18 protein-coding genes and 1 pseudogene are annotated in these 17,802 nt (G+C 68.4%); 6 read left to right on the plus strand and 13 right to left on the minus strand.

The features are described from left to right. The first annotated feature begins 48 nt into the window (after positions 1 to 48). Both bla and ACL58G_RS19685 read left to right on the plus strand, forming a co-directional pair. Complete coding sequence (gene bla, locus ACL58G_RS19680; RefSeq protein WP_413388836.1) at positions 49 to 915, plus strand: class A beta-lactamase; 867 nt, start codon at positions 49 to 51, stop codon at positions 913 to 915. Next, on the plus strand, positions 915 to 1,397 hold the full coding sequence (locus ACL58G_RS19685) for a GNAT family N-acetyltransferase (RefSeq protein ID WP_413388835.1): 483 nt from the start codon (positions 915 to 917) through the stop codon (positions 1,395 to 1,397). The genes bla and ACL58G_RS19685 overlap by 1 nt, the downstream gene beginning before the upstream one ends. Here the strand turns inward: ACL58G_RS19685 and ACL58G_RS19690 are convergent. Further along, positions 1,389 to 1,844, minus strand: a complete 456-nt coding sequence (locus tag ACL58G_RS19690; RefSeq protein WP_413388834.1) for a hypothetical protein — start codon at positions 1,842 to 1,844, stop codon at positions 1,389 to 1,391. The genes ACL58G_RS19685 and ACL58G_RS19690 overlap by 9 nt on opposite strands. 173 nt (positions 1,845 to 2,017) lie before the next feature. Between ACL58G_RS19690 and ACL58G_RS19695 the strand changes: the two genes are divergently transcribed. Beyond that, positions 2,018 to 2,602, plus strand: coding sequence for an NAD(P)H-dependent oxidoreductase (locus tag ACL58G_RS19695; RefSeq protein WP_413346141.1), 585 nt, complete (start codon positions 2,018 to 2,020; stop codon positions 2,600 to 2,602). Positions 2,603 to 2,612: 10 nt separating this feature from the next. Here ACL58G_RS19695 and ACL58G_RS19700 read toward each other — a convergent pair whose 3' ends face one another. The 3 genes from ACL58G_RS19700 to ACL58G_RS19710 all read right to left on the minus strand — a co-directional run bounded on the left by ACL58G_RS19700 (position 2,613) and on the right by ACL58G_RS19710 (position 4,413). Beyond that, on the minus strand, positions 2,613 to 3,047 hold the full coding sequence (locus tag ACL58G_RS19700) for a universal stress protein (protein WP_413388833.1): 435 nt from the start codon (positions 3,045 to 3,047) through the stop codon (positions 2,613 to 2,615). Between the two features lie 2 nt (positions 3,048 to 3,049). Further along, on the minus strand, positions 3,050 to 3,508 hold the full coding sequence (locus ACL58G_RS19705; protein ID WP_440962885.1) for a universal stress protein: 459 nt from the start codon (positions 3,506 to 3,508) through the stop codon (positions 3,050 to 3,052). Positions 3,509 to 3,582: 74 nt separating this feature from the next. Beyond that, entirely contained in the window at positions 3,583 to 4,413 is an 831-nt protein-coding gene (locus ACL58G_RS19710; RefSeq protein WP_440962886.1) for a MaoC/PaaZ C-terminal domain-containing protein, read from the minus strand. A 131-nt stretch (positions 4,414 to 4,544) separates the two neighbouring features. On the opposite strand from ACL58G_RS19710, the gene ACL58G_RS19715 reads away from it, so the two are divergent. Next, a complete protein-coding gene (locus tag ACL58G_RS19715) occupies positions 4,545 to 5,672 on the plus strand; it encodes a branched-chain amino acid ABC transporter substrate-binding protein (protein WP_440962887.1) in 1,128 nt (375 codons plus the stop codon). Here the strand turns inward: ACL58G_RS19715 and ACL58G_RS19720 are convergent. Together ACL58G_RS19720 and ACL58G_RS19725 are read right to left on the minus strand one after the other, a co-directional pair. Then, a complete protein-coding gene (locus tag ACL58G_RS19720; protein ID WP_413388829.1) occupies positions 5,662 to 6,270 on the minus strand; it encodes a TetR/AcrR family transcriptional regulator in 609 nt (202 codons plus the stop codon). The two genes, ACL58G_RS19715 and ACL58G_RS19720, sit on opposite strands and share 11 nt — an antisense overlap. 322 nt (positions 6,271 to 6,592) lie before the next feature. Beyond that, positions 6,593 to 6,814, minus strand: a complete 222-nt coding sequence (locus ACL58G_RS19725; protein ID WP_440962888.1) for a hypothetical protein — start codon at positions 6,812 to 6,814, stop codon at positions 6,593 to 6,595. A 21-nt stretch (positions 6,815 to 6,835) separates the two neighbouring features. On the opposite strand from ACL58G_RS19725, the gene ACL58G_RS19730 reads away from it, so the two are divergent. Beyond that, positions 6,836 to 7,543 (plus strand): diacylglycerol/lipid kinase family protein, encoded by a 708-nt coding sequence (locus tag ACL58G_RS19730; protein ID WP_440962889.1) that lies wholly within the window; start codon positions 6,836 to 6,838, stop codon positions 7,541 to 7,543. Here the strand turns inward: ACL58G_RS19730 and ACL58G_RS19735 are convergent. Both ACL58G_RS19735 and ACL58G_RS19740 read right to left on the minus strand, forming a co-directional pair. Beyond that, entirely contained in the window at positions 7,540 to 10,296 is a 2,757-nt protein-coding gene (locus ACL58G_RS19735; RefSeq protein ID WP_440962890.1) for an EAL domain-containing protein, read from the minus strand. The two genes, ACL58G_RS19730 and ACL58G_RS19735, sit on opposite strands and share 4 nt — an antisense overlap. Positions 10,297 to 10,459: 163 nt before the next feature. Further along, a complete protein-coding gene (locus ACL58G_RS19740; protein WP_413388826.1) occupies positions 10,460 to 10,939 on the minus strand; it encodes a hypothetical protein in 480 nt (159 codons plus the stop codon). A gap of 224 nt (positions 10,940 to 11,163) precedes the next feature. Between ACL58G_RS19740 and ACL58G_RS19745 the strand changes: the two genes are divergently transcribed. Further along, on the plus strand, positions 11,164 to 12,192 hold the full coding sequence (locus ACL58G_RS19745) for a LacI family DNA-binding transcriptional regulator (RefSeq protein WP_413341860.1): 1,029 nt from the start codon (positions 11,164 to 11,166) through the stop codon (positions 12,190 to 12,192). 59 nt (positions 12,193 to 12,251) lie between these two features. On the opposite strand, the gene ACL58G_RS19750 is transcribed toward ACL58G_RS19745, so the two are convergent. From ACL58G_RS19750 to ACL58G_RS19770, 5 genes and pseudogenes are all read right to left on the minus strand, one after another. Next, complete coding sequence (locus ACL58G_RS19750; protein ID WP_413388824.1) at positions 12,252 to 13,205, minus strand: IS1595 family transposase; 954 nt, start codon at positions 13,203 to 13,205, stop codon at positions 12,252 to 12,254. Between the two features lie 133 nt (positions 13,206 to 13,338). Next, complete coding sequence (locus ACL58G_RS19755) at positions 13,339 to 13,851, minus strand: hypothetical protein (RefSeq protein ID WP_440968064.1); 513 nt, start codon at positions 13,849 to 13,851, stop codon at positions 13,339 to 13,341. After that, a pseudogene (locus ACL58G_RS19760) lies at positions 13,837 to 13,926 on the minus strand (hypothetical protein); the annotation flags it as partial. The pseudogene ACL58G_RS19760 and the gene ACL58G_RS19755, both read right to left, overlap by 15 nt. Positions 13,927 to 14,006: 80 nt before the next feature. Continuing rightward, positions 14,007 to 16,358, minus strand: a complete 2,352-nt coding sequence (locus ACL58G_RS19765; RefSeq protein ID WP_440962891.1) for a GH36-type glycosyl hydrolase domain-containing protein — start codon at positions 16,356 to 16,358, stop codon at positions 14,007 to 14,009. 31 nt (positions 16,359 to 16,389) lie between these two features. After that, positions 16,390 to 17,781, minus strand: a complete 1,392-nt coding sequence (locus ACL58G_RS19770) for an MFS transporter (RefSeq protein WP_440962892.1) — start codon at positions 17,779 to 17,781, stop codon at positions 16,390 to 16,392. Between the last annotated feature and the right edge of the window lie 21 nt (positions 17,782 to 17,802).

A 17,802-nucleotide genomic window follows, 5' to 3' on the forward strand; every position in this document is an offset into this window, starting at 1 on the left:
GAACGTCTTGCGGCATAATGACGGCCGCGTCCACCATCAGGAGAACCCATGACCGACACGACACGCCGCACCGTCCTGCGCGCCGCGCTGATCCTGCCCGCGATCGGGCTGGCCGGTGCCGTCCATGCCGCCGCCGACGCCACGCAAGCGCTGGCCGCCCTCGAACGCCGCGCCGGCGGCCGCCTCGGCGTCGCCGCCTGGCGCCGCGGCGGTGCGAACGTGATCGCGTGGCGCGGCGACGAGCGCTTCCCGTTCTGCAGCACGGCCAAGGTGATGGTCGTCGGGACCGTGCTGACGCAGGCGGCGCGCACGCCGGGGCTACTCGAGGAGCGCGTGCGCTACAAGAAGACGGACCTGGTGTCGTGGTCGCCCGTGACGGAACAACACGTCGACGACGGCATGACGACCGCCGACCTGTGCGCCGCCGCGCTGCAGGTGAGCGACAACAGCGCGTGCAACCTGCTGCTCGACCGGATCGGCGGCCCGGCGGCCGTCACCGCGTTCGCACGCCGCCTCGGCGACACCGCGTTCCGTCTCGACCGCCGCGAGACCGAACTGAATGCCGCGATCCCCGGCGACCCGCGCGACACGACGACGCCGCGCGCGATGGCCCGGAGCCTGGAAGCGCTGCTGCTCGAGCAAGCACTCGCGCCGGAGTCGCGCCGCCGGATGCTCGACTGGATGCTCGCCAACACGACCGGCAAGGAGCGCATCCGGGCCGGCTTCCCGGCCGATTGCCGCGTGGCCGACAAGACGGGCACGGGCGCCCACGGCACGACCAACGACGTCGGCATCGTGTTTCCCCCTCGGGGCCAGCCCGTGATCGTGGCCGTCTACCACACGGGTTCGAAAAGCGACAGCAAGGTTGTCGCCGACGCCGCGGCGATCGTCGCACGGGCGCTGGGGACCGCCTGATGCGGATGGTCCCGATGGCGGAGGCGGACCTGGACGCCGTGCTGGCCGTGCAGGCCGCGTGCTATCCGCGGGCCATGCGGGAAGCGGCGGACGTCGTGCGGGCGCGCCTGCGCGCGAGCCCTGACACGGTGCTCGTCGCGCGCGACGCCGACGGCATCTGCGCGTACCTGTTCGCGTATCCGTCGCGGCTCGGCAAGGTGACGCCGCTCGGCGGCGATTTCACGCTGCCGGACACGCCAGATACGCTGTACCTGCACGACCTCGCGGTGGCACCGCGCGCGGCGGGGCAGGGCGTCGCGCGCCGCCTGGTCGACGCGATGCTGGCGCGGGCCGGCCGCCTGCGTCATTCGGCCCTCGTGTCCGTGCAGGACTCGCGCCGGTTCTGGGAAAACCTCGGCTATGCGGCGGCGGCCGGCGACGGCGCTGCGCTGGCCACGTATCCGGCCGGCGCGCTGTACATGGCCAGGCGGCTGTCAGCGTGAGGATGGGCGGCGCGTGGCCACGTGCAGCGTGGCGCGCGCCGCGTGTCCGCGGGCCCGCACCTCGGCCGGACGGGCCGCCACCGTGAGCGCCAGCTCGCCGGACAGGCGGTGCAGGTCCAGCACGTCCACCAGCGCGGACAGCACCTGGCGGCCCAGCATGTGGTCGCCCCGTTCGACGTCCGGCAGCACGTGGTGCAGCGCGGACAGCACGACGGCGTTTTCCTCGCGGTGCTCGTGCAGGTGCAAGTAGCCCAGGGTTTCCATGATCAGCTCTTCGTGCCGGAAGGCCGCCTCGACGGCCGCCACGAGCGCCGCGAAACCGTGCGCAACCATGTCGTCGGGGCCGGACACGATCTCGCCGATGCGCCGGCACAGCATCTTGCGGCCATGCCGCAGCGCGGCGCAGATTGCGCGTGGACGGCTGGGACTGGCACGGGTGGCAGACATGTTCGCTCCTCGGAGTCAGAATTTTCTTAGACTTCCGATATCACGAAAAAATCCCTGTGGTTTGATATCTCGCAACGTAACAATGTTCTGTTCGGTTAGCCTGATTGAGGGAATACAGATCGAAGGCGAAAAATGAGCGCTGTACAAGTCGAACGAGAGCATGGCGGTTGCTGATGGGGGCACGCATTCTATTGATCCAGGGCCATCCCGATTGCCACCGCCCGCACCTGTGCCATGCGCTGGCCGAGGCGTACGTGGACGGCGCGCGCGATGCGGGGCATGACGTCGAGGTCGTCGAGCCGGCGCGGATGAACTTCCCTCTGCTGACCAGCCCGTCCGAGTGGTGGCACGGCTCGGCGCCGCCGCAGCTGGCGGCCGTGCAGGAGGCGATCCAGCATGCGGACCACCTCGTGTTCGTGTACCCGCTGTGGATGGGCGACATGCCCGCGCTGATGCGCGGCTTCCTGGAGCACGTCACGCGGCCCGGCGTCTTCATGGACGACCCGCACCGGCCGTTCGGCGCCGGCTTGCTGGGCGGACGCAGCGCGCGGCTCGTCGTCAGTATGGGCATGCCGGCGGCCGTCTACCGGTGGGGCTACGGCGGGTACGGCATCAAGATGATGCGCCGGCAAATCCTCGGCCGTGCCGGTATCCGGCCCGTGCGCGCGACGCTGGTCGGGCGCGCCCATTCCCTGTCGGCCGAGCGGATCGACATCTGGCGCGACCACCTGCGCCGTCTGGGCGGCTCGGCGACCTGAAACAACACATCTAGCGCACCACGAGCACGGGGATATCGCAGTGGATCAGCACCCGCTGCGTCTCGCTGCCCAGCAGCCGCGCGGCCATGCCGTGGCGGCCGTGCGAGGCCATCACGATCACGTCGCAGCCGTGTGCGCGCGCCGTCGCGATGATGCCTTCCCACGGCGGGCCGGGCGGCGCAAGCACGGTCTCGCACGGCACGCCGGCCTCGGTGGCGCGCCGCACGACGTAGTCGAGCGCATCGCGGCCCTGGCGGTCGGCCTCGGCCCGCCAGGCGTCGTAGAACGGGCCGCCGATGTCGCCCGTCGCGAGCAGCGGCGACTCGCCCGCCACGTGCACGCCGACGATCGTGCCGCCGCCCAGTTTTGCCAGTCCCAGCGCGGACCCGAGGGCGGCCGCGCCCCGTTCGGTGCCGTCGACGGGGACGAGGATGCGTTTGTACACGGTCACTTCCTCCCGGCAGCGTGGGGCCGCATGACCATGACGGGGACGTGGGCGTCGCCCAGCACTTTCTGGGTCACGCTGCCGGCCAGCAGCCGCGACAGCCCGCGCCGGCCGTGCGAGCCCATGAAGATCAGGTCGCAGGCATGGCTGTCGGCGGTGGCGAGGATGGCATCGGCCGGCGAGTAGTCGAGCACGGCCAGCGAAGTGCATTTCACGCCGGCGGCTTCCGCTGCATCGGCCACGTTGCGCGCGTGCTCCTTCGCGGCGTCCAGCAGGACGGCGTCGTCGAGGCCGGGATCGATGGCCATCGCGGCTTCCGCCGACGCGATGGGCGGTTGCGGCTGGCCGACGGCGAGGACGACGACTTCGCTGCCGTGCGCGCGCGCGAAAGCGATGGCGGCCTGCTCGGCGGCGGCGGAGACGTCGGAACCGTCCGTGGGGATGAGGATGCGGTCATACATGATGATTCCTCCTGAGAGTCCGGTGGGGACGATCTCAGGATGGCGAATCTATCAAGCGATTTCTTTGATATAAATCAAATTGTCCGGAAACTGCCTTCCGCCACGATGCGCCCGCCGCCCCCGACGGCGAAGCTGCCGGCCGCGAGGTCGGCGCCGAGCACCAGTTCGCTGCCGAGCGCGGCCGGCGCCCGGAAGCGGCCTTCCAGCGCGAGGATGCGCCGGCCGCACGCCTGTTCCAGCTCCGCGCAGGCGCGCGCGAGCGTGTGCATGCCGTGGATGATCGGGCGCTGCATGCCCATCAGGCGCGCGCTCCACGTCCACAGGTGGATCGGGTTCCAGTCGCCCGAGATGCGGGCGTAGGCGCGCCCGGTATTGCGCGGCAGGCGCCAGCCCGTCAGCACGGGCAGGTCGCGCGCATCCTGGCGGCGCTTCCTGGCGGCCTGGCCGCGCACGACGAGGTAGGTGCTGCGGCACGTAAAAATGTCGATGTCTTGCTGGCGCGCGACGGTGTCCAGCTCCGCGTACACGGCGCCGTTCTCGGCCGGCGGCCGGATGTTGACGGTCGTCGACAGCACGAGCGGCACGTCGCGCACGGGCTCGGCCAGCGCCTGGAGGGCGTTTTCCGTGTGCACGGTGCCGGGCAGGCGGAACGGAAAGGCGTCGTCCAGCATCGTCGCCACGTGGGCGCGCTGGGCCAGCAGGTAGTAATAGGTGACGGGGATGCCTTCGTCGCGGAAGCCGAGGGCCTGGCGGTAGCGCCGCAGCTGGTTCGAATCGATGCTGTCGAGCACGTATGCGGTGCGCGGGGTGCGCACGCCGTTCAGGCGGCGCGGGCGTTTGAACAGGGCGCGCAGCAGGGTGGTGGCGCCCAGTGAGGGAAGCGGTGACGGAGAGTCGGCTGTCATCGTGGACTTCGGAAAACCAAAATCCCATTGTGCCTGAAATTCTGTGTTCCATTGCAAGACTTGTGAAATGCGCTCATCCGCGCTACCCTTATGTATTGGTATAAAGAATCGCAGTTTTAGATGAGGATGGAATGAAGAAGCAAGCGTTGTTAGTGTTGGCACTGTCCGCGGCGGGTGTCGCCACGGCCCAGGAGGTCGTGAAAATCGGCCACGTGGCCTCGATGACGGGACCGGTGGCCCATTTCGGCAAGGACAGTGAAAACGGCGTGCGCATGGCGATCGACGCGCTCAACGCGCGCGGCGCCACGATCGGCGGCAAGAAGGTGAAATGGGTGCTCGTGCCGGAAGACGACGCGGGCGACCCGAAGGCGGCGACCACCGCGGCACAGAAGCTGGCGGATGCAAGGGTAAACGCCGTGATCGGCCACGAAACGTCCGGCACGACGATCCCGGCGGCAAAGATCTACAACGACGCCGGCATCCCGCAGGTCTCGCCGTCGGCCACGAATCCGAAATACACGCAGCTGGGCTACAACACGGCGTTCCGCGTCGTCGCGAACGACATCCAGCTGGGCCGCGCGCTGGGCCGCTACGCCGTCAAGACGATGGGCGCGAAGCGCATCGCCGTCATCGACGACCGCACCGCCTACGGCCAGGGGCTCGTCACGGAATTCACGAACAGCCTGCGCCAGCAGGGCGTGAACCCGGTCGCGCGCGAGTTCACGAACGACAAGGCGACGGACTTCGCCGCCATCCTGACGCGCATCCGCGCCGGCAACCCGGACCTCGTGTTCTTCGGCGGCATGAACGCCGTGGCGGGCCCGATGCTGCGCCAGATGAAGCAGCTGGGCATCAACGCGAAGATGATGGGCGGCGACGGCATCTGCTCGGACGCCATGCAGCCGCTGTCGGGCAATACGATGACGGATGGCCAGGTCGTGTGCGCGGAAGCGGGCGGCGTGGAAGAGAAGGGCAAGGCAGGCATGGACAAGTTCCGCGCCGACTATAAAAAGCGCTTCGGCATCGACGTCCAGATCATCGCGCCGTATTCGTACGACGCGGTGCTGGCGATCGCTTCGGCCATGGACAAGGCGGGATCGAGCGCGCCGGCGAAATACCTGCCGGCGCTGGCGAAGGTCCGCTATCCGGGTGTCACCGGCACCATCGCGTTCGACGCCCACGGCGACATCCACGACGGCGTGCTGACCCTGTACACGTTCAAGGGCGGCCACCGCACGCCGATCGGCGTCACGAAGTAACGCTTGCCCGCGCGGGTGCGCGCATCAACTCGTCCACCAGCTGGCGGGTGGCCCGCAGCACCTGCTCGGATACGGCCGGGTTGCCCTTGGCGGCGCCGCGCGCCACCGCGAGACTCCCGATCATCGTCGACACGACGACCATCGCGCGGGCGAGGGCGTCGCTGTCCGGATCGTTCTGCGCGATCTGGCGCTCGAACGCGCGCACCATCACCATATAGCCCTCGGCGAAGCGGGCGCTGAGCGCCTTGTCCTGGCGCCCGATCTCGCTGGCCGACGCCGCCATCGCGCAGCGGTTGCCGAAGTCGTCGCGCGATTCCAGCGACAGGTAGCGGTCGAGGAAGCGCGCGAGGTCGGGCATGCCGTCCACCGTCCCCGAATACATGCGCGAATTGGCCTGGTCCAGGCCATACGACAGGGCTTCCAGCGCCAGCTCTTCCTTCGACCGGAAATGGGCATACAGCGCCCCGTGGGTGAGCCCCGCTTCCTTGCTGATCTCGGCGACCCCGACGCCGTCGATGCCGCGTTCGCGGAACAGTTTGCTCGCCGCGCGGATCAATGCGGCGCGGTTGTCGGCGGCCTTCTCTTTGCTGATTCTCATGCTGTGCGTGTGGTGCCGGAAGCGCGTCGCGTTGGCTGGGCGGCGCAGTCCCGTAGGATGAAATTATGATTGTGCGTGCGAGTATAGCGCTTCGCAGGTGGCGCTGCGCGTAGCGAAATTGTTGACATTGGCACGGGCGACGGAGAATGCACCATCATGGTGAAAGGGGGCCGAAGTTACATTTCGTTCGCCACGTTCAGCCGGGCGGGCCGGTCGCGCGAATGCTGCTATCCTGCGCTTGTCCGATCAACCGCCGACCATGGAGATCCACGGCGATGCGCGCCGCATCACGTCCCGAACCTGTGCGCTCCGATGCCCCCTTCTACGTCGTCCTGAACGCCGGCTCCGGCCGGGCCGAGACCGACCTGCGTTGCACGACGATCCGCGCCGTGCTGGGCGCGGCGGGACGATCCTGCGAACTGGAGGTCGTGCACGATGCGGCAAAGCTCGCGGACGCGGCGCGCGTCATGGCCGGACGGGCGGCGCGCGACGGCGCCATTCTCGTCGCGGCGGGGGCGACGGCACGCTCAACACGGTCGCGCATGCGGCCGTCGCGCACGGCTGCGTGTTCGGCGTGCTGCCGCAGGGTACCTTCAATTATTTCGGCCGCACGCATGGCATTCCGGAAGACCTGGCCGAGGCCGTGCGCGCGCTGCTGCACGCCCGCGTGCGGCCGGTGCAGATCGGCCTGCTGAACGAGCGGATCTTCCTCGTGAACGCGAGCGTCGGCATGTATCCGCACCTGCTGGAAGAGCGCGAGCACGACAAGCGCCAGTACGGCCGTTGGCGCGTCGTGGCCCTCCTGTCGGCCGTCAAGACGGCGCTGCGGGGCTACCGCAGCCTGCGCATCACCCTCGAACTGGACGGCCAGACGCGCCACCTGCGCACGCCTACGCTCTTCGTCGGTAACAATCGTCTGCAGATGGAACAGGTGGGCATGCATGCACTCGACCATGCGCTGGACGAAGGACGGCTGGTGGCGATCGCGCCGCGGCCCGTCGGGCGGTTGCGGATGCTGGGGTTGCTCGTGCGCGGGGCGCTCGGGCGGCTGGGCGAGGCGGAGGATGTCCAGGCGTTCGCGTTCCGGAGCATGACGGTGCGCGCGCCGCTGCTGTCGGCGCGGCGCAGGCTCAAGACGGCGACGGATGGGGAAGTGTGCCGGATGCGGTTGCCGCTGCGGTTCGAGGCGCTGGAGGGGCGGCTCCTGCTGCTCGCGCCCCCCGAAGACGCGGATGAGGAGACGGCAGCAGGCGCCGCCGTCGCAGCGCGCTAGCCTTTGGTCGCCGCGACCAGCCAGGCCTCGAGCGCGTCCAGCGGCATCGGCCGGGCCATCAGGTAACCCTGCACCTCGTCGCAGTCGGCCGCGCGCAGGAAGTCCAGCACCTCGGCCGTTTCCACGCCTTCCGCCACGACCGACAGTTTCAGCGCATGGGCCATGTCGACGAATGCCTTGATGAAGTCGAAGGCACTGATGCGGCCATCGGCCTGCAGCACGAACGAGCGGTCCAGCTTGAGCATGTCGATGTGGAAGCGCCGCAGGTAGGCGAGGCCGGAATAGCCGGTGCCGAAGTCGTCGACGGCCAGCTTGACGCCCAGCGCGCGCAGCTCGTCGAGCATGGCGGCCGTGCGCGGGATGTCTTCGATCAGGGCGCTTTCCGTCAGTTCCACTTCGAGGCAAGCGGCGGGGAGGCCGGTATCCGCCAGCGCGGTGCGGACGTCGTCGACGAACCCAGGCTGCGCGAGCTGGCGCGCGGAGACGTTCACGGACACGCGGATGGTGCGGCCGTGGCGGTCGATCAGGCGGCGCGTCTGGCGGCACGCCTCGTTCAGCACCCAGCGGCCGATCGGCAGGATCAGGCCCGTCTCCTCGGCGATGGCGATGAATTCGCCCGGCGAGACGCGTCCCAGGTCCGCGCTGTTCCAGCGGATCAGCGCCTCGATGCCGACGACGTTCATCGTGCGCAGGTCGATGCGCGGCTGGTAGTGCAGCTCGAACTCGGCGCGCGCGAGCGCGGGCCGCAGCGCCATCTCGAGCGCCATGCGCGCCTGGGCCGCGAGCGTCATCGCCGGTTCGAAGAAGCGGTAGCGGTTGCGGCCCGCGCGCTTGGCGCCGTACATCGCCGTGTCGGCGGTCTGGAACAGCAGCTCGCGGGTGCCGGCGTCGTGCGGGAACATGCTGATGCCGATCGACCCGCCGGCCGTCACTTCCTGGCCGCCCACGCGCACCGGCAGCGCCAGCGCGTCGAGCAGCTTGGCCGCGATCACTTCGGCATCCTGCGCGCCCGCGCACTCGGCCGCCACGACGAATTCGTCGCCCCCGAGACGGGCGATCACGTCGCCCGGCCGCATCACCTTGCGCAACCGCGCCGCGACTTCGCACAGCAGCGCGTCGCCCAACTCGTGGCCGAACGAATCGTTGACTTCCTTGAAGCGGTCGAGGTCGAGGAACATGACGGCGACGGCGCGGCCGCGGGGGCACTCGTCGAGCATGCGCTGGACGCGTTCCTGCAGCAGCGCGCGGTTGGGCAGGCCCGTCAACGTGTCGTGCGTGGCCAGTTGCTGCAGCCGGCGTTCGGCCTGCTTGCGGTCGGTGATGTCGCTCATCAGGCCCGTCACGGATTCCACGTTGCCGCACGGGTCGCGCCGCACGCTGCCATTGAACAGCACGTGCACGGAGCCGCCTTGCGCGTGGCGCAGCACCGCCTCCACGCCCTGCACCGGTGCGTCGGCGTCGTGCGCCGCGAGGCCGTGCCAGGGGAAGGCGACGAACAGGTCGTCGAGCGTGCGCGCGAGCAGCGCGGCGCGCGTATGGCCCGCGAGTGCGCACAGGGCCGGGTTGACGTCGAGGACGCGGCCGTCCGCGCTGGCCAGCACGTAGCCGGCCGGCGTCATCTCGATGACTTCGCGGAAGCGCCGTTCGCTGGCGCGCAGCTGGCGCTCCGCTTCCTCGCGCTCCGTCAGGTCGCGGATGATGGCCTGGAAGTATTCCTCGCCGCCGTCCTCGAAGCGCGAGATGTGCACCTCGGCCGGGAAGCTGGTGCCGTCCTTTCTCCGCTTGGCCATGCGCAGGAGGTGCGTCTGGCCGCCGCGCAGGCTGTCGAGCAGGCCCGGCGTGTAGGCGTGGTGGCCGTCGATGTCGCTCACGGACAGGCCGCCGAATTCGTCTTCCGTGTAGCCGAAGCGGGCGCACGCGCGGCCGTTGGCGGCGATGATGCGCAGGTCGGCGTCGGCGATCACGATGCTGTCGCCGGCCTGCTGGAACAGGTTGCGGAAGCGCTGCTCGCTCTTGCGGACGGCGTCCAGCGCGACGCGCTTGGCGGTGACGTCATGGAAGTAGACCGAGAGCCCGTCCGGCGTCGGGTAGCAGCGTACCTCGACCCACGTCGCCGACGGCTGCCAGTACGCTTCGAAGAAGCCGGATTCGCCGCTGGCCAGCGCGCGGCGGTAGTGCTCGACGATGGCCGAGCCTTCGAGCGCGGGCGCGACCTCGAGCAGGTGGCGCCCGACATTCGGTGCCACGTCCACGCCGATGAACGCACCGGCCTTGCGGTTGGCGTACGTGATGCGCCACTCGCGGTCGATGGCGAAGAACGCGTCGCCGATACTCTCCAGCATGGCGTGCATGCGCTCGCGCGAGCGTTTCAGTTCGTCGCGTGCCGCGCGGTGCGTGGTGACGTCGCGCGCGCTCGCGTACACGAGCCTGGCGTGCGCGGACCAGCGCGCGGACAGCGACAGATAGATCGTCGCGCCGTCCTTGCGGCGCCAGCGCAGTTCGCGCTCGTGGCACGGCCGGCCGGCCAGCAGGTCGGCCGCGAGCGTGTCCATGGCGGCTCGCTCGTCCGGATGCAGAAGCTCCCGCACGGGACGGCCCGCCAGCTCGACCGGGCTGTAGCCGAGGATGTCCCCGGCCGCCGCGTTGGCGCGCACGATGCGTCCGGACGCGTCCAGCACGACCATCAGTTCGAAGGCAAGATCGATATGCGCGATGTAGTCGGCGGCGGAGGCGGGCAGGGCCGGCGCGTTCATGATGTGTTTCCAGTCAGACCGGGAATGATGCGGAAGAAGCCCGCACAGGCGCACGGATGGATGATTGTATCATTCCGCGTGGCAACTCTTTCCCCGAGTGACGCGTAAACACAACATCATGGCTTCGGGACAGGCCCGCCCGGTGGGCGGGCCGGTGAGGGTGTTACAGGGACTCGTCCGTATCGAGATCGTCCGGCGTCAACCGGTTCCGGCCCGACCGGCTGCCCTGGCCGCCGCTCTGCATGTTGCCGCCGCCGCGGCTGCCCCGTTGCGAATTGTCGCCGGGCCCGCTGCCGAGGTCGGACTGCGACTGGTTGCCCTGGTCGAGGTTGCCACTCTGGAGGTTGCCCTGGTCACCGCGCTGCGCGTTGTCGCCCGGCCCGCTGGCCAGGTCGGAGTTCTGCTGGTTGCCCTGGCTGCGCCGCGACCGGCCCTGTGCCGGCGTGCCGCCCGGCTGGCCGCCGGCCGACTGCAGGTTGCCCGAATCCCCCAGGTCGGGCGTGCCGATGCCGCCGTCGCGGCCGCCATCGTTCAGGTTGCCCGTCGTGCCCGTCTTTCCGGCACTGCTGGTGCCTACACCGCTCAGCTCGTCATAGTTCCGGCCCTTCATGCCCTTGCCTTTGTACTCCTGGTTGCTCGGCATAATCGTCTCCTTGATCGGTACGTGAAACGCCATGGTAGGCCGCCTGCCGGGGCCGACAATCGGCGGAGGCGTCAGGCGATTGTAGGACCAGTCGGACAGCACTCGACAGTGATTCCGCGCGTCGCGGATTGGGAACGATTGCATGTCAAACATTGACAAAATGTTCAATCCGTGGCGGAATCCATGGTCGGCCCGCAGTGTGGTCAGTATTTACGAAAAAAACAATGAGCAGAAGCAGTACAGGCAAGGTAAGGGGAACGGGGCGGACTACACTGGAAGAGGTGGCGGCGCACGCGGGCGTATCGACGATGACGGCATCGCGCGCCCTCAGCCAGCCCCAACTGGTGTCCGAGGCGACACGGACCAAGGTGGAGCAGGCGGTGGTGGAACTGGGCTATGTGCCCAACCGCGCCGCGCGGGCGCTCGCGTCGTCGCAGTCGCGCGTGATCGTGGCGCTCGTGCCGTCGCTGTCGAACGTCGTGTTCACGGCCGTGCTCGACGGTATCCATGACGCCATCGAACATGGGCAGTACCAGTTGCTGATCGGCAATACACGCTATTCGGATGCCGAGGAAGAAAAGCTGCTGCTCACCTACCTGCAGTCGAATCCGGACGGCATCCTGCTCTCCGGCCTCACGCACAGCCCGCAGGTCGAGCGCATGCTGGCCGCCTCGCGCATGCCGGTCGTGTCGATGATGGATCTCGCCGACGAACCGGGTGCACTCTCGGTCGGCTTCTCGCAGCACGACGCCGGCAATGCCATCACGCGCCACCTGATCGAGCGCGGCTACAAGCGTATCGTCTTCGTGGGCGCGCAGCTCGACGAGCGCACGCTGCGCCGCGCGGACGGCTACCGGCAGGCGATGCAGGCGGCCGGCCTGGCCGATCCGAAGCTGGAGATCATGGTGGCGGACCCGTCGACCATCGCCCTCGGCGCCGAGCTGATGCGCCAGGCACTGGACACGCTGCCGGATTGCGATGCCGTGTTCTTCTGCAACGACGACCTTGCGCACGGCGCCATCTATTATTGCCAGCGCCACGACATCCGCGTGCCGCAGGACGTCGCCATTGCCGGTTTCAACGACCTGCCGGCGTCCGCCTGGATGGTGCCGTCGCTGACGACCATCGACACGCCGCGGTACCGCATCGGGTATGAGGCGGCGTCGCTGCTGCTCGACGTGATCGGCGGGAAGGAGCCGCGCGAGCGGCGGATCGATCTCGGCTTCACGTTGCGCGAGCGGGAAAGCACCTGATCCGGGCGGCGGCCGCGAAAAAAAAGGCTGTGTTCGCGGTAATTCGGTAACCCGCTTGCCTAGCCGAGCTGGACCGCAGCGCACAGCAGATGAGCCGGCTTCGTGAGCCGACGATCGTCCAGCATGCGCTGCCATCCCGAGTAGTGGATCAGGTAACGGCTCGCCACGCCGCGGAACCGCACCAGCCAGCTCTTGAAGCGGCTGTGCCAGCTATTCACGTTTTGAATGTGAATCGCGCCGCGCGCCCGGATGCCCGCTTTCACGTTCACCGCTTCATGCGTGATGCCGGCCTGCTCCGCGAAATGCCGATAGACGATGGCGCCGTCGGTGATCAAGAGGACGTCGTCCTGCAGCACGGGTTTGAGGCACTCATGTAATTGCGCCACCGTCACCTGGCCGCGCCCCGTATGAAAATCGAGCGTACGGCCGCTGCGGTCGCGCGCGATGAGCAGGCAATCGTGTTCTCGATTGATACCCCGCCGCTTGGCCACGCCACCCCGCTTTCGCGGCGGCCGCGTCAGGTTGCGCGCGCCCTTCTGCGATTCCAGCCGGTAGGTTTCGTCGGCCTCGACGATGGCCGACAACGTCGCCGGCCGGTCGCTCATCGCACCGGGTACGAACCGGTGGCGCCATCGAAAACTGGTCGTACGATGCACCCCGACGACCTGCGCGGCATTACGCACCGTGCGCGATTCGAGCACGCATTGCAGATACGGCAGCCAGAGCTCCTTCTTGCGCAGCCGCGCCAGCGGCGTACCGGTCAATGCGTTGTGGCTGCGCCCACATGTGAGGCAACGGAAGCGCTGCAGTCCACTCGCCTGGCCGCAGCGGTGCTTACGGGCGCAGCCGCAGTGCGGACACGGCCGGCCCGCCGCCGCCTGCTCGATCAGGGCGATGCACTCGGCCGGATCCGCGATGCCGCCGATCCATTCCCGTAGCCGGGCCAGGTCGTCTGGCGACAACTGCACCGCCAGCAACATGGCGAACAATTCGTCGAACGTCAGGCCGCGCATCGCCACTCCTCATGAGTTAACTCGACGATGCGTATGACCTCTGCAACGAATTACAGTTCACATAACTAGCGCGAACACAGCCAAAAAAAATCATCCGGTTGAGCTTTACATTTTCCGTGGAAACGTTACACTGTCAGCATTGCTTGTTAGCGCTACCAGACGGTGGCGCCGGCAGGCGGTGCGGGTGCGCGGGGGGCTGCGCACTCTTCAAATATCTCCTCTTAGGGACTGGTTGCTTGTCGCTTCCGGTCCTGTTTTTTTTGGCCGTAACCGCGCCAACGCCCAAGATCACCCCCGCCAGCAACAGCGTCGGTGCGCCTGGCTCCGGCACGGGCGGCGGCGTGACCGGATCCAGCCGCACCGGCCGGCACACGTCGCTCGTACGACAGGCGTAACCGAGGATTTGCCGGGAATCGTTGATGCCACCGAACGTCGAGGCGCCGGCCACGTGGCCTGCGTCGTCGATGCCGATGCCGTATGAGTAATCGCCGCCTAGCGTGCCGAGATCCCGCATGCCGCCATAGCCGGCCAGGATGGCATGCGTCCGGTCCGCGGCGGTGGTCGCCGAGCCGGCCACCTGCCCGGTGTCGTTGATGCCGAGGCCGATGCTGGAGCTGCCGCCGGGCAGCGTGCCCAGGTCGCGCATCGTATCGCCGGCGTAGAGGAAGGCGTGACCGGGACGGTTGGCCGGCGCGACGTCGCCCGTGACCATGCCGTTGTCGCTGAAGCCGTAGCCAACGCTGCGCGTGCCGCGTTACACGGACCGGTGCATGCCCGGTCCGTGCCGCCTGGCGCCGGCCTTCAGGGCACGGTCACCTCGACGCGATACGTGCGGCCCGCTTCGATGCCGCCGATGCGCGCTTCCGGCAGCGTCTGCCCGTCGCACACGACCGTCGTCCGCTCGACCGCGCCACGCGTCACGCTGACGTCGAACGTGGCGCCGCGGAACACGCGGCGGACGCGCATGGACGGCCAGTGCGACGGCAACTGCGGATTCACGACGAGGCCTGCCGCATCGCCCTTCAAACCGCACAGGCCTTCGACGATGGACCGGTAGACCCAGGATACGGTGCCCGTGTTGAACAACTGGCTCGAACGGCCGGCCGTGCGCGGGTATTCCTTCCACGCGCCGCGGTAGTAATTCGGGATGAAGACGGGAAGCTGCCCGCGCCGCAGGTAGTCGTCCTCGCCCGGGCCCGGAATCATCTTGCGCAGCGCGTCCCATGCGCGGTCCGGCTGCGCGATCGTGTACAGGCTGTAGATGTAGAACACGGACGCGTGGTTGTACACGGCGCCGTTCTCCGCCGATCCCGGGTGCTTCTGCGTCACGCGGCCCACGTCCTCGCGCATCGCGGAATAGGGCGGGGCGAACATCTGCACGCCGTACGGCGTGTCGAGCTGGCCGTCGATCTCCGCCAGCATCGTCGCGCGCTGCTTCTCGTCCGGCGCGCCGCTGAGGAACGCCCAGCTCTGCGGATTCAAATAGATGCGGCCTTCCTTGTCGGCGCTGACGCCGAAGATCACGTCGTCGTCCGTGATGCCGCGGGCGTACCACGCGCCGTCCCACAGGTGCAGGTTCGCCGCCGTGTTCATGTCGAGCGCGCCCCCGCGGAAGTGCTCGGTGCGCCAGTCGTCGCCGCGCGCCTCGCACACGTCGGCCCACAGGTTCAGCGCGTACGCGGCGGCCACCGTCAGCCAGCCGGACACGCCGCGGCCCTTGTACCCGACCATGTTCATCGGATCGCACCAGTCGCCCTGTTCGATGTACGAGAGACCGCGGTGGTCGCGCTTGTGCAGCAGCCAGTCCATCGCCATCGAGATCCGTTCGTACGCCGTGAGCGCCATGCCGTCGTGGCCCGTGACCGGTTCGTCGAGGATCGCATAGTCGCCCGTCTCGTCGAGGTAGGCCTGCAGGCACACGGGCAGCCACACGCAGTGGTCCGTGTGCGGCACCTGGTTGATGTACTTGAGCTCCGCGCCTTCGAACAGCAGGATCCCGTCCGGCATCGCACCGTTCGTACCCTGTTGCGACAGCGCGTGCAGGAACGCGGCGCGCGCGACGGCGGGCTTGATGAACGCCATCCCCATGTTGTCCTGCAGGTAGTTCCGCGTCTGCGGGTCCGTGCTGAGGCGATTGACGTCGCCGTGATAGAACACCTGGCGCGCGAGCCAGCGGTTGACGAAGTTGTCGAATGCCGCGTCCGGCGTCTCGACCTGGACGCAGCCGGCGCCCTGGTCCGCATACGCCGCATAGTCGCGGGCCGCGGCGGCAAACTGCTCGGCGCCGAGGTAGCGCCGTTGCATGGACGCGATCTCGGCGTCGTCGAACGCGGGGCCGAACAGGAAGCGGCGCGTCACGGCGGCGCCGGCATCCAGCGCGAGGCGATACTGGACGACCGCGACGGGCGTTTCGTAACGGGCGTCGCCGCCGGCCAGGCGTTCGTTGCGCAGCGCATCCGGCGCATGCAGGCCGCCTTCGCCTTCGAACTGGCCCTGGTTCGTTTCCCACGCGTCCGGCGCCGTCTCGCACAGGAAGTAGGTCCTGTCCTTGAAATCCTTGTTCTTGAAATAGTCCTGCAGCTTCTGGTACGGCGTCACGCTGGAGGCGACGATGCCACCGAGGTCGGCGCGGTACTCGGCCGACTGGTTCATCCACGACATGTAGCCGATCGTGAAGTAGGGGTAGACGCTGACCTTGCGCGGCCGGCCGCTGACGTTCGTCACGGTGAGGGTCCACAGCTCGGCCACGTCGTCGACCGGGACGCCCAGGCGCAGGTCGATGCGGATGCCCAGCTTTTCGACGGTCCACGCGAGGTCGTCGCGGCCGACGGAAAAGCTGAAACGGTCGGGCGCCGCGCGCACGGGTTCGTGCGGCGCCGAGAAGATCTCGCCCGTCTCTTCGTCCTTCACATAGAAGAAGCGGCCCGGGTGGTGCGCGTAATAGGCCTGCTCCGGCTGCATGAAGGTCTTCGCCTCGAGGTTCGGCGCGTGCGAGTACTTGGCGGGTTCCGGCTGCATGAACTGGGCGGTGGCGTAGCCGCGGCACGTCACCTGGATCATCATCCGGCGGTTCCACAGGAAGCCGCCGGCGTTCGGCATGGCGGTCGGGCTCGCGAGGTCGTAGCGTGCGCCGTTCTCGGTCGGTTGCAGCATGGTCTTTCCTTGTCGTTGTTATTCGCGTTGTTTATTCGATGAGCGGTTTGCGGGCGGCCAGGTCGGCCTGGATTGCCGCGAGCTGCCTGGCATTCAGGTTATAGAAGCACATCACGGCGACGGCGGCGACGGCGAACGCCGCCGGGATGAAGGACATGAGCCACACGATCCCTTCGCGCGACCCGGTGGCCTGCACGGCGTTGGGGACGTAGCCGAGCGCCGTGAACACGGACCCGATCACGGCGACGGCGACCGCCGTGCCCAGCTTTTGCGAGAACGTGGCGGCGGCGAACGTCATGGCGGTGGCGCGGCGGCCCGTGCGCCACTCGTTGTAGTCGGCGGTATCGGCATACATCGAGAACGCCAGCGGCGACTTCGGCCCCAGCACGAGACCCATCGCGCCCTGCAGCACGAACATCAGCCACACCTGGTCCGGCGGCACGACGTAGAACGCGGCGGACAGTACGGCGGTCGCGCTCATCAGCACGATCATCAGGGTCTTCTTGTCGATGAAGCGGGTGAGCAGCGGCGTGAGGGCTGCGCCGATCGCGGCCGTCACCATGTAGGTCGGCACGAAGGTGCGCATCAGGTCCGGGCGCTCGACGACGTATTTGAAGTAATAGGCGGCGCTGGCGGTGCGCAGCGTGATCGTCACCATGATGATCAGGGCGAGGAAGAACAGCACCACCCACGGCCGGTTGCCCGCGAGGTCGCGCACGTCGCGCCACACGGCGTTCTTCTGGCCCGGCGGCGGCGCGATGCGCTCGCGCGTATTGAAGAAGGTGAGCACGAACAGCAGCGACGCGGCGACGCCCCACAGCAGCATCGTCAGTTGCCATCCGCGCTGGTCGTTGCCGGCGCCGAGCCAGCGCACGAGGTCGGGCGTCGCGGCCGTCACGAGCGTGCTGCCGGCGAACGCGAAGATGAAACGCAGGCCGTTGATGGTCGAGCGCTGCTGCGGATCGGCCGACATCACGCCGGACAGCGCGTTGTACGGGATGTTCACGCAGGTGTAGCAGACCATCATCAGCAGGTACGTCCCGTAGGCCCACGCGAGCTTGGCGTCGCCTTCCAGGCCGGGCGTCGTGTACGTGAGGACAGCGGCGCCGGCCAGCGGGACGCACATCCACACGAGCCACGGACGGAACTTGCCGAAGCGGCTGTCCGTGCGGTCGGCGGCGGCGCCGATCATCGGGTCGGTAAACGCGTTGATGATCTTAATCGTCGACATCATCGTCGCGGCCGCGGCGGCCGAGATCCCGAACGTGTCCGTGTAGAAGATCAGCAGGAAGGTGGCGACATTGGTCCAGTAAAAATTGAAACCCATGTCGGCCACGCCGTAGGCCAGCTTTTCGCGCCAGGGCAGCGGCGCCGCCGCCGCGGGTGTGACTGCGGCGGCGGTCCGGGGCAGGGCGGCCGTCATCGGACTGCTCCGGCGGGATGA

The sequence above is a fragment of the Massilia sp. GER05 genome, from assembly GCF_052056005.1.
Classification (GTDB): domain Bacteria; phylum Pseudomonadota; class Gammaproteobacteria; order Burkholderiales; family Burkholderiaceae_D; genus Telluria; species Telluria orientalis.

Coding starts and splice junctions, on each gene's coding strand:
- bla (WP_413388836.1), top strand. CDS start 49: ATGACCGACACGACACGCCGCACCGTCCTGCGCGCCGCGCTGATCCTG.
- ACL58G_RS19685 (WP_413388835.1), top strand. CDS start 915: ATGCGGATGGTCCCGATGGCGGAGGCGGACCTGGACGCCGTGCTGGCC.
- ACL58G_RS19690 (WP_413388834.1), bottom strand. CDS start 1,844: ATGTCTGCCACCCGTGCCAGTCCCAGCCGTCCACGCGCAATCTGCGCC.
- ACL58G_RS19695 (WP_413346141.1), top strand. CDS start 2,018: ATGGGGGCACGCATTCTATTGATCCAGGGCCATCCCGATTGCCACCGC.
- ACL58G_RS19705 (WP_440962885.1), bottom strand. CDS start 3,508: ATGTATGACCGCATCCTCATCCCCACGGACGGTTCCGACGTCTCCGCC.
- ACL58G_RS19710 (WP_440962886.1), bottom strand. CDS start 4,413: ATGACAGCCGACTCTCCGTCACCGCTTCCCTCACTGGGCGCCACCACC.
- ACL58G_RS19715 (WP_440962887.1), top strand. CDS start 4,545: ATGAAGAAGCAAGCGTTGTTAGTGTTGGCACTGTCCGCGGCGGGTGTC.
- ACL58G_RS19720 (WP_413388829.1), bottom strand. CDS start 6,270: ATGAGAATCAGCAAAGAGAAGGCCGCCGACAACCGCGCCGCATTGATC.
- ACL58G_RS19725 (WP_440962888.1), bottom strand. CDS start 6,814: ATGCGCGACCGTGTTGAGCGTGCCGTCGCCCCCGCCGCGACGAGAATG.
- ACL58G_RS19735 (WP_440962890.1), bottom strand. CDS start 10,296: ATGAACGCGCCGGCCCTGCCCGCCTCCGCCGCCGACTACATCGCGCAT.
- ACL58G_RS19740 (WP_413388826.1), bottom strand. CDS start 10,939: ATGCCGAGCAACCAGGAGTACAAAGGCAAGGGCATGAAGGGCCGGAAC.
- ACL58G_RS19745 (WP_413341860.1), top strand. CDS start 11,164: ATGAGCAGAAGCAGTACAGGCAAGGTAAGGGGAACGGGGCGGACTACA.
- ACL58G_RS19750 (WP_413388824.1), bottom strand. CDS start 13,205: ATGCGCGGCCTGACGTTCGACGAATTGTTCGCCATGTTGCTGGCGGTG.
- ACL58G_RS19755 (WP_440968064.1), bottom strand. CDS start 13,851: ATGCGCGACCTGGGCACGCTGCCCGGCGGCAGCTCCAGCATCGGCCTC.
- ACL58G_RS19765 (WP_440962891.1), bottom strand. CDS start 16,358: ATGCTGCAACCGACCGAGAACGGCGCACGCTACGACCTCGCGAGCCCG.
- ACL58G_RS19770 (WP_440962892.1), bottom strand. CDS start 17,781: ATGACGGCCGCCCTGCCCCGGACCGCCGCCGCAGTCACACCCGCGGCG.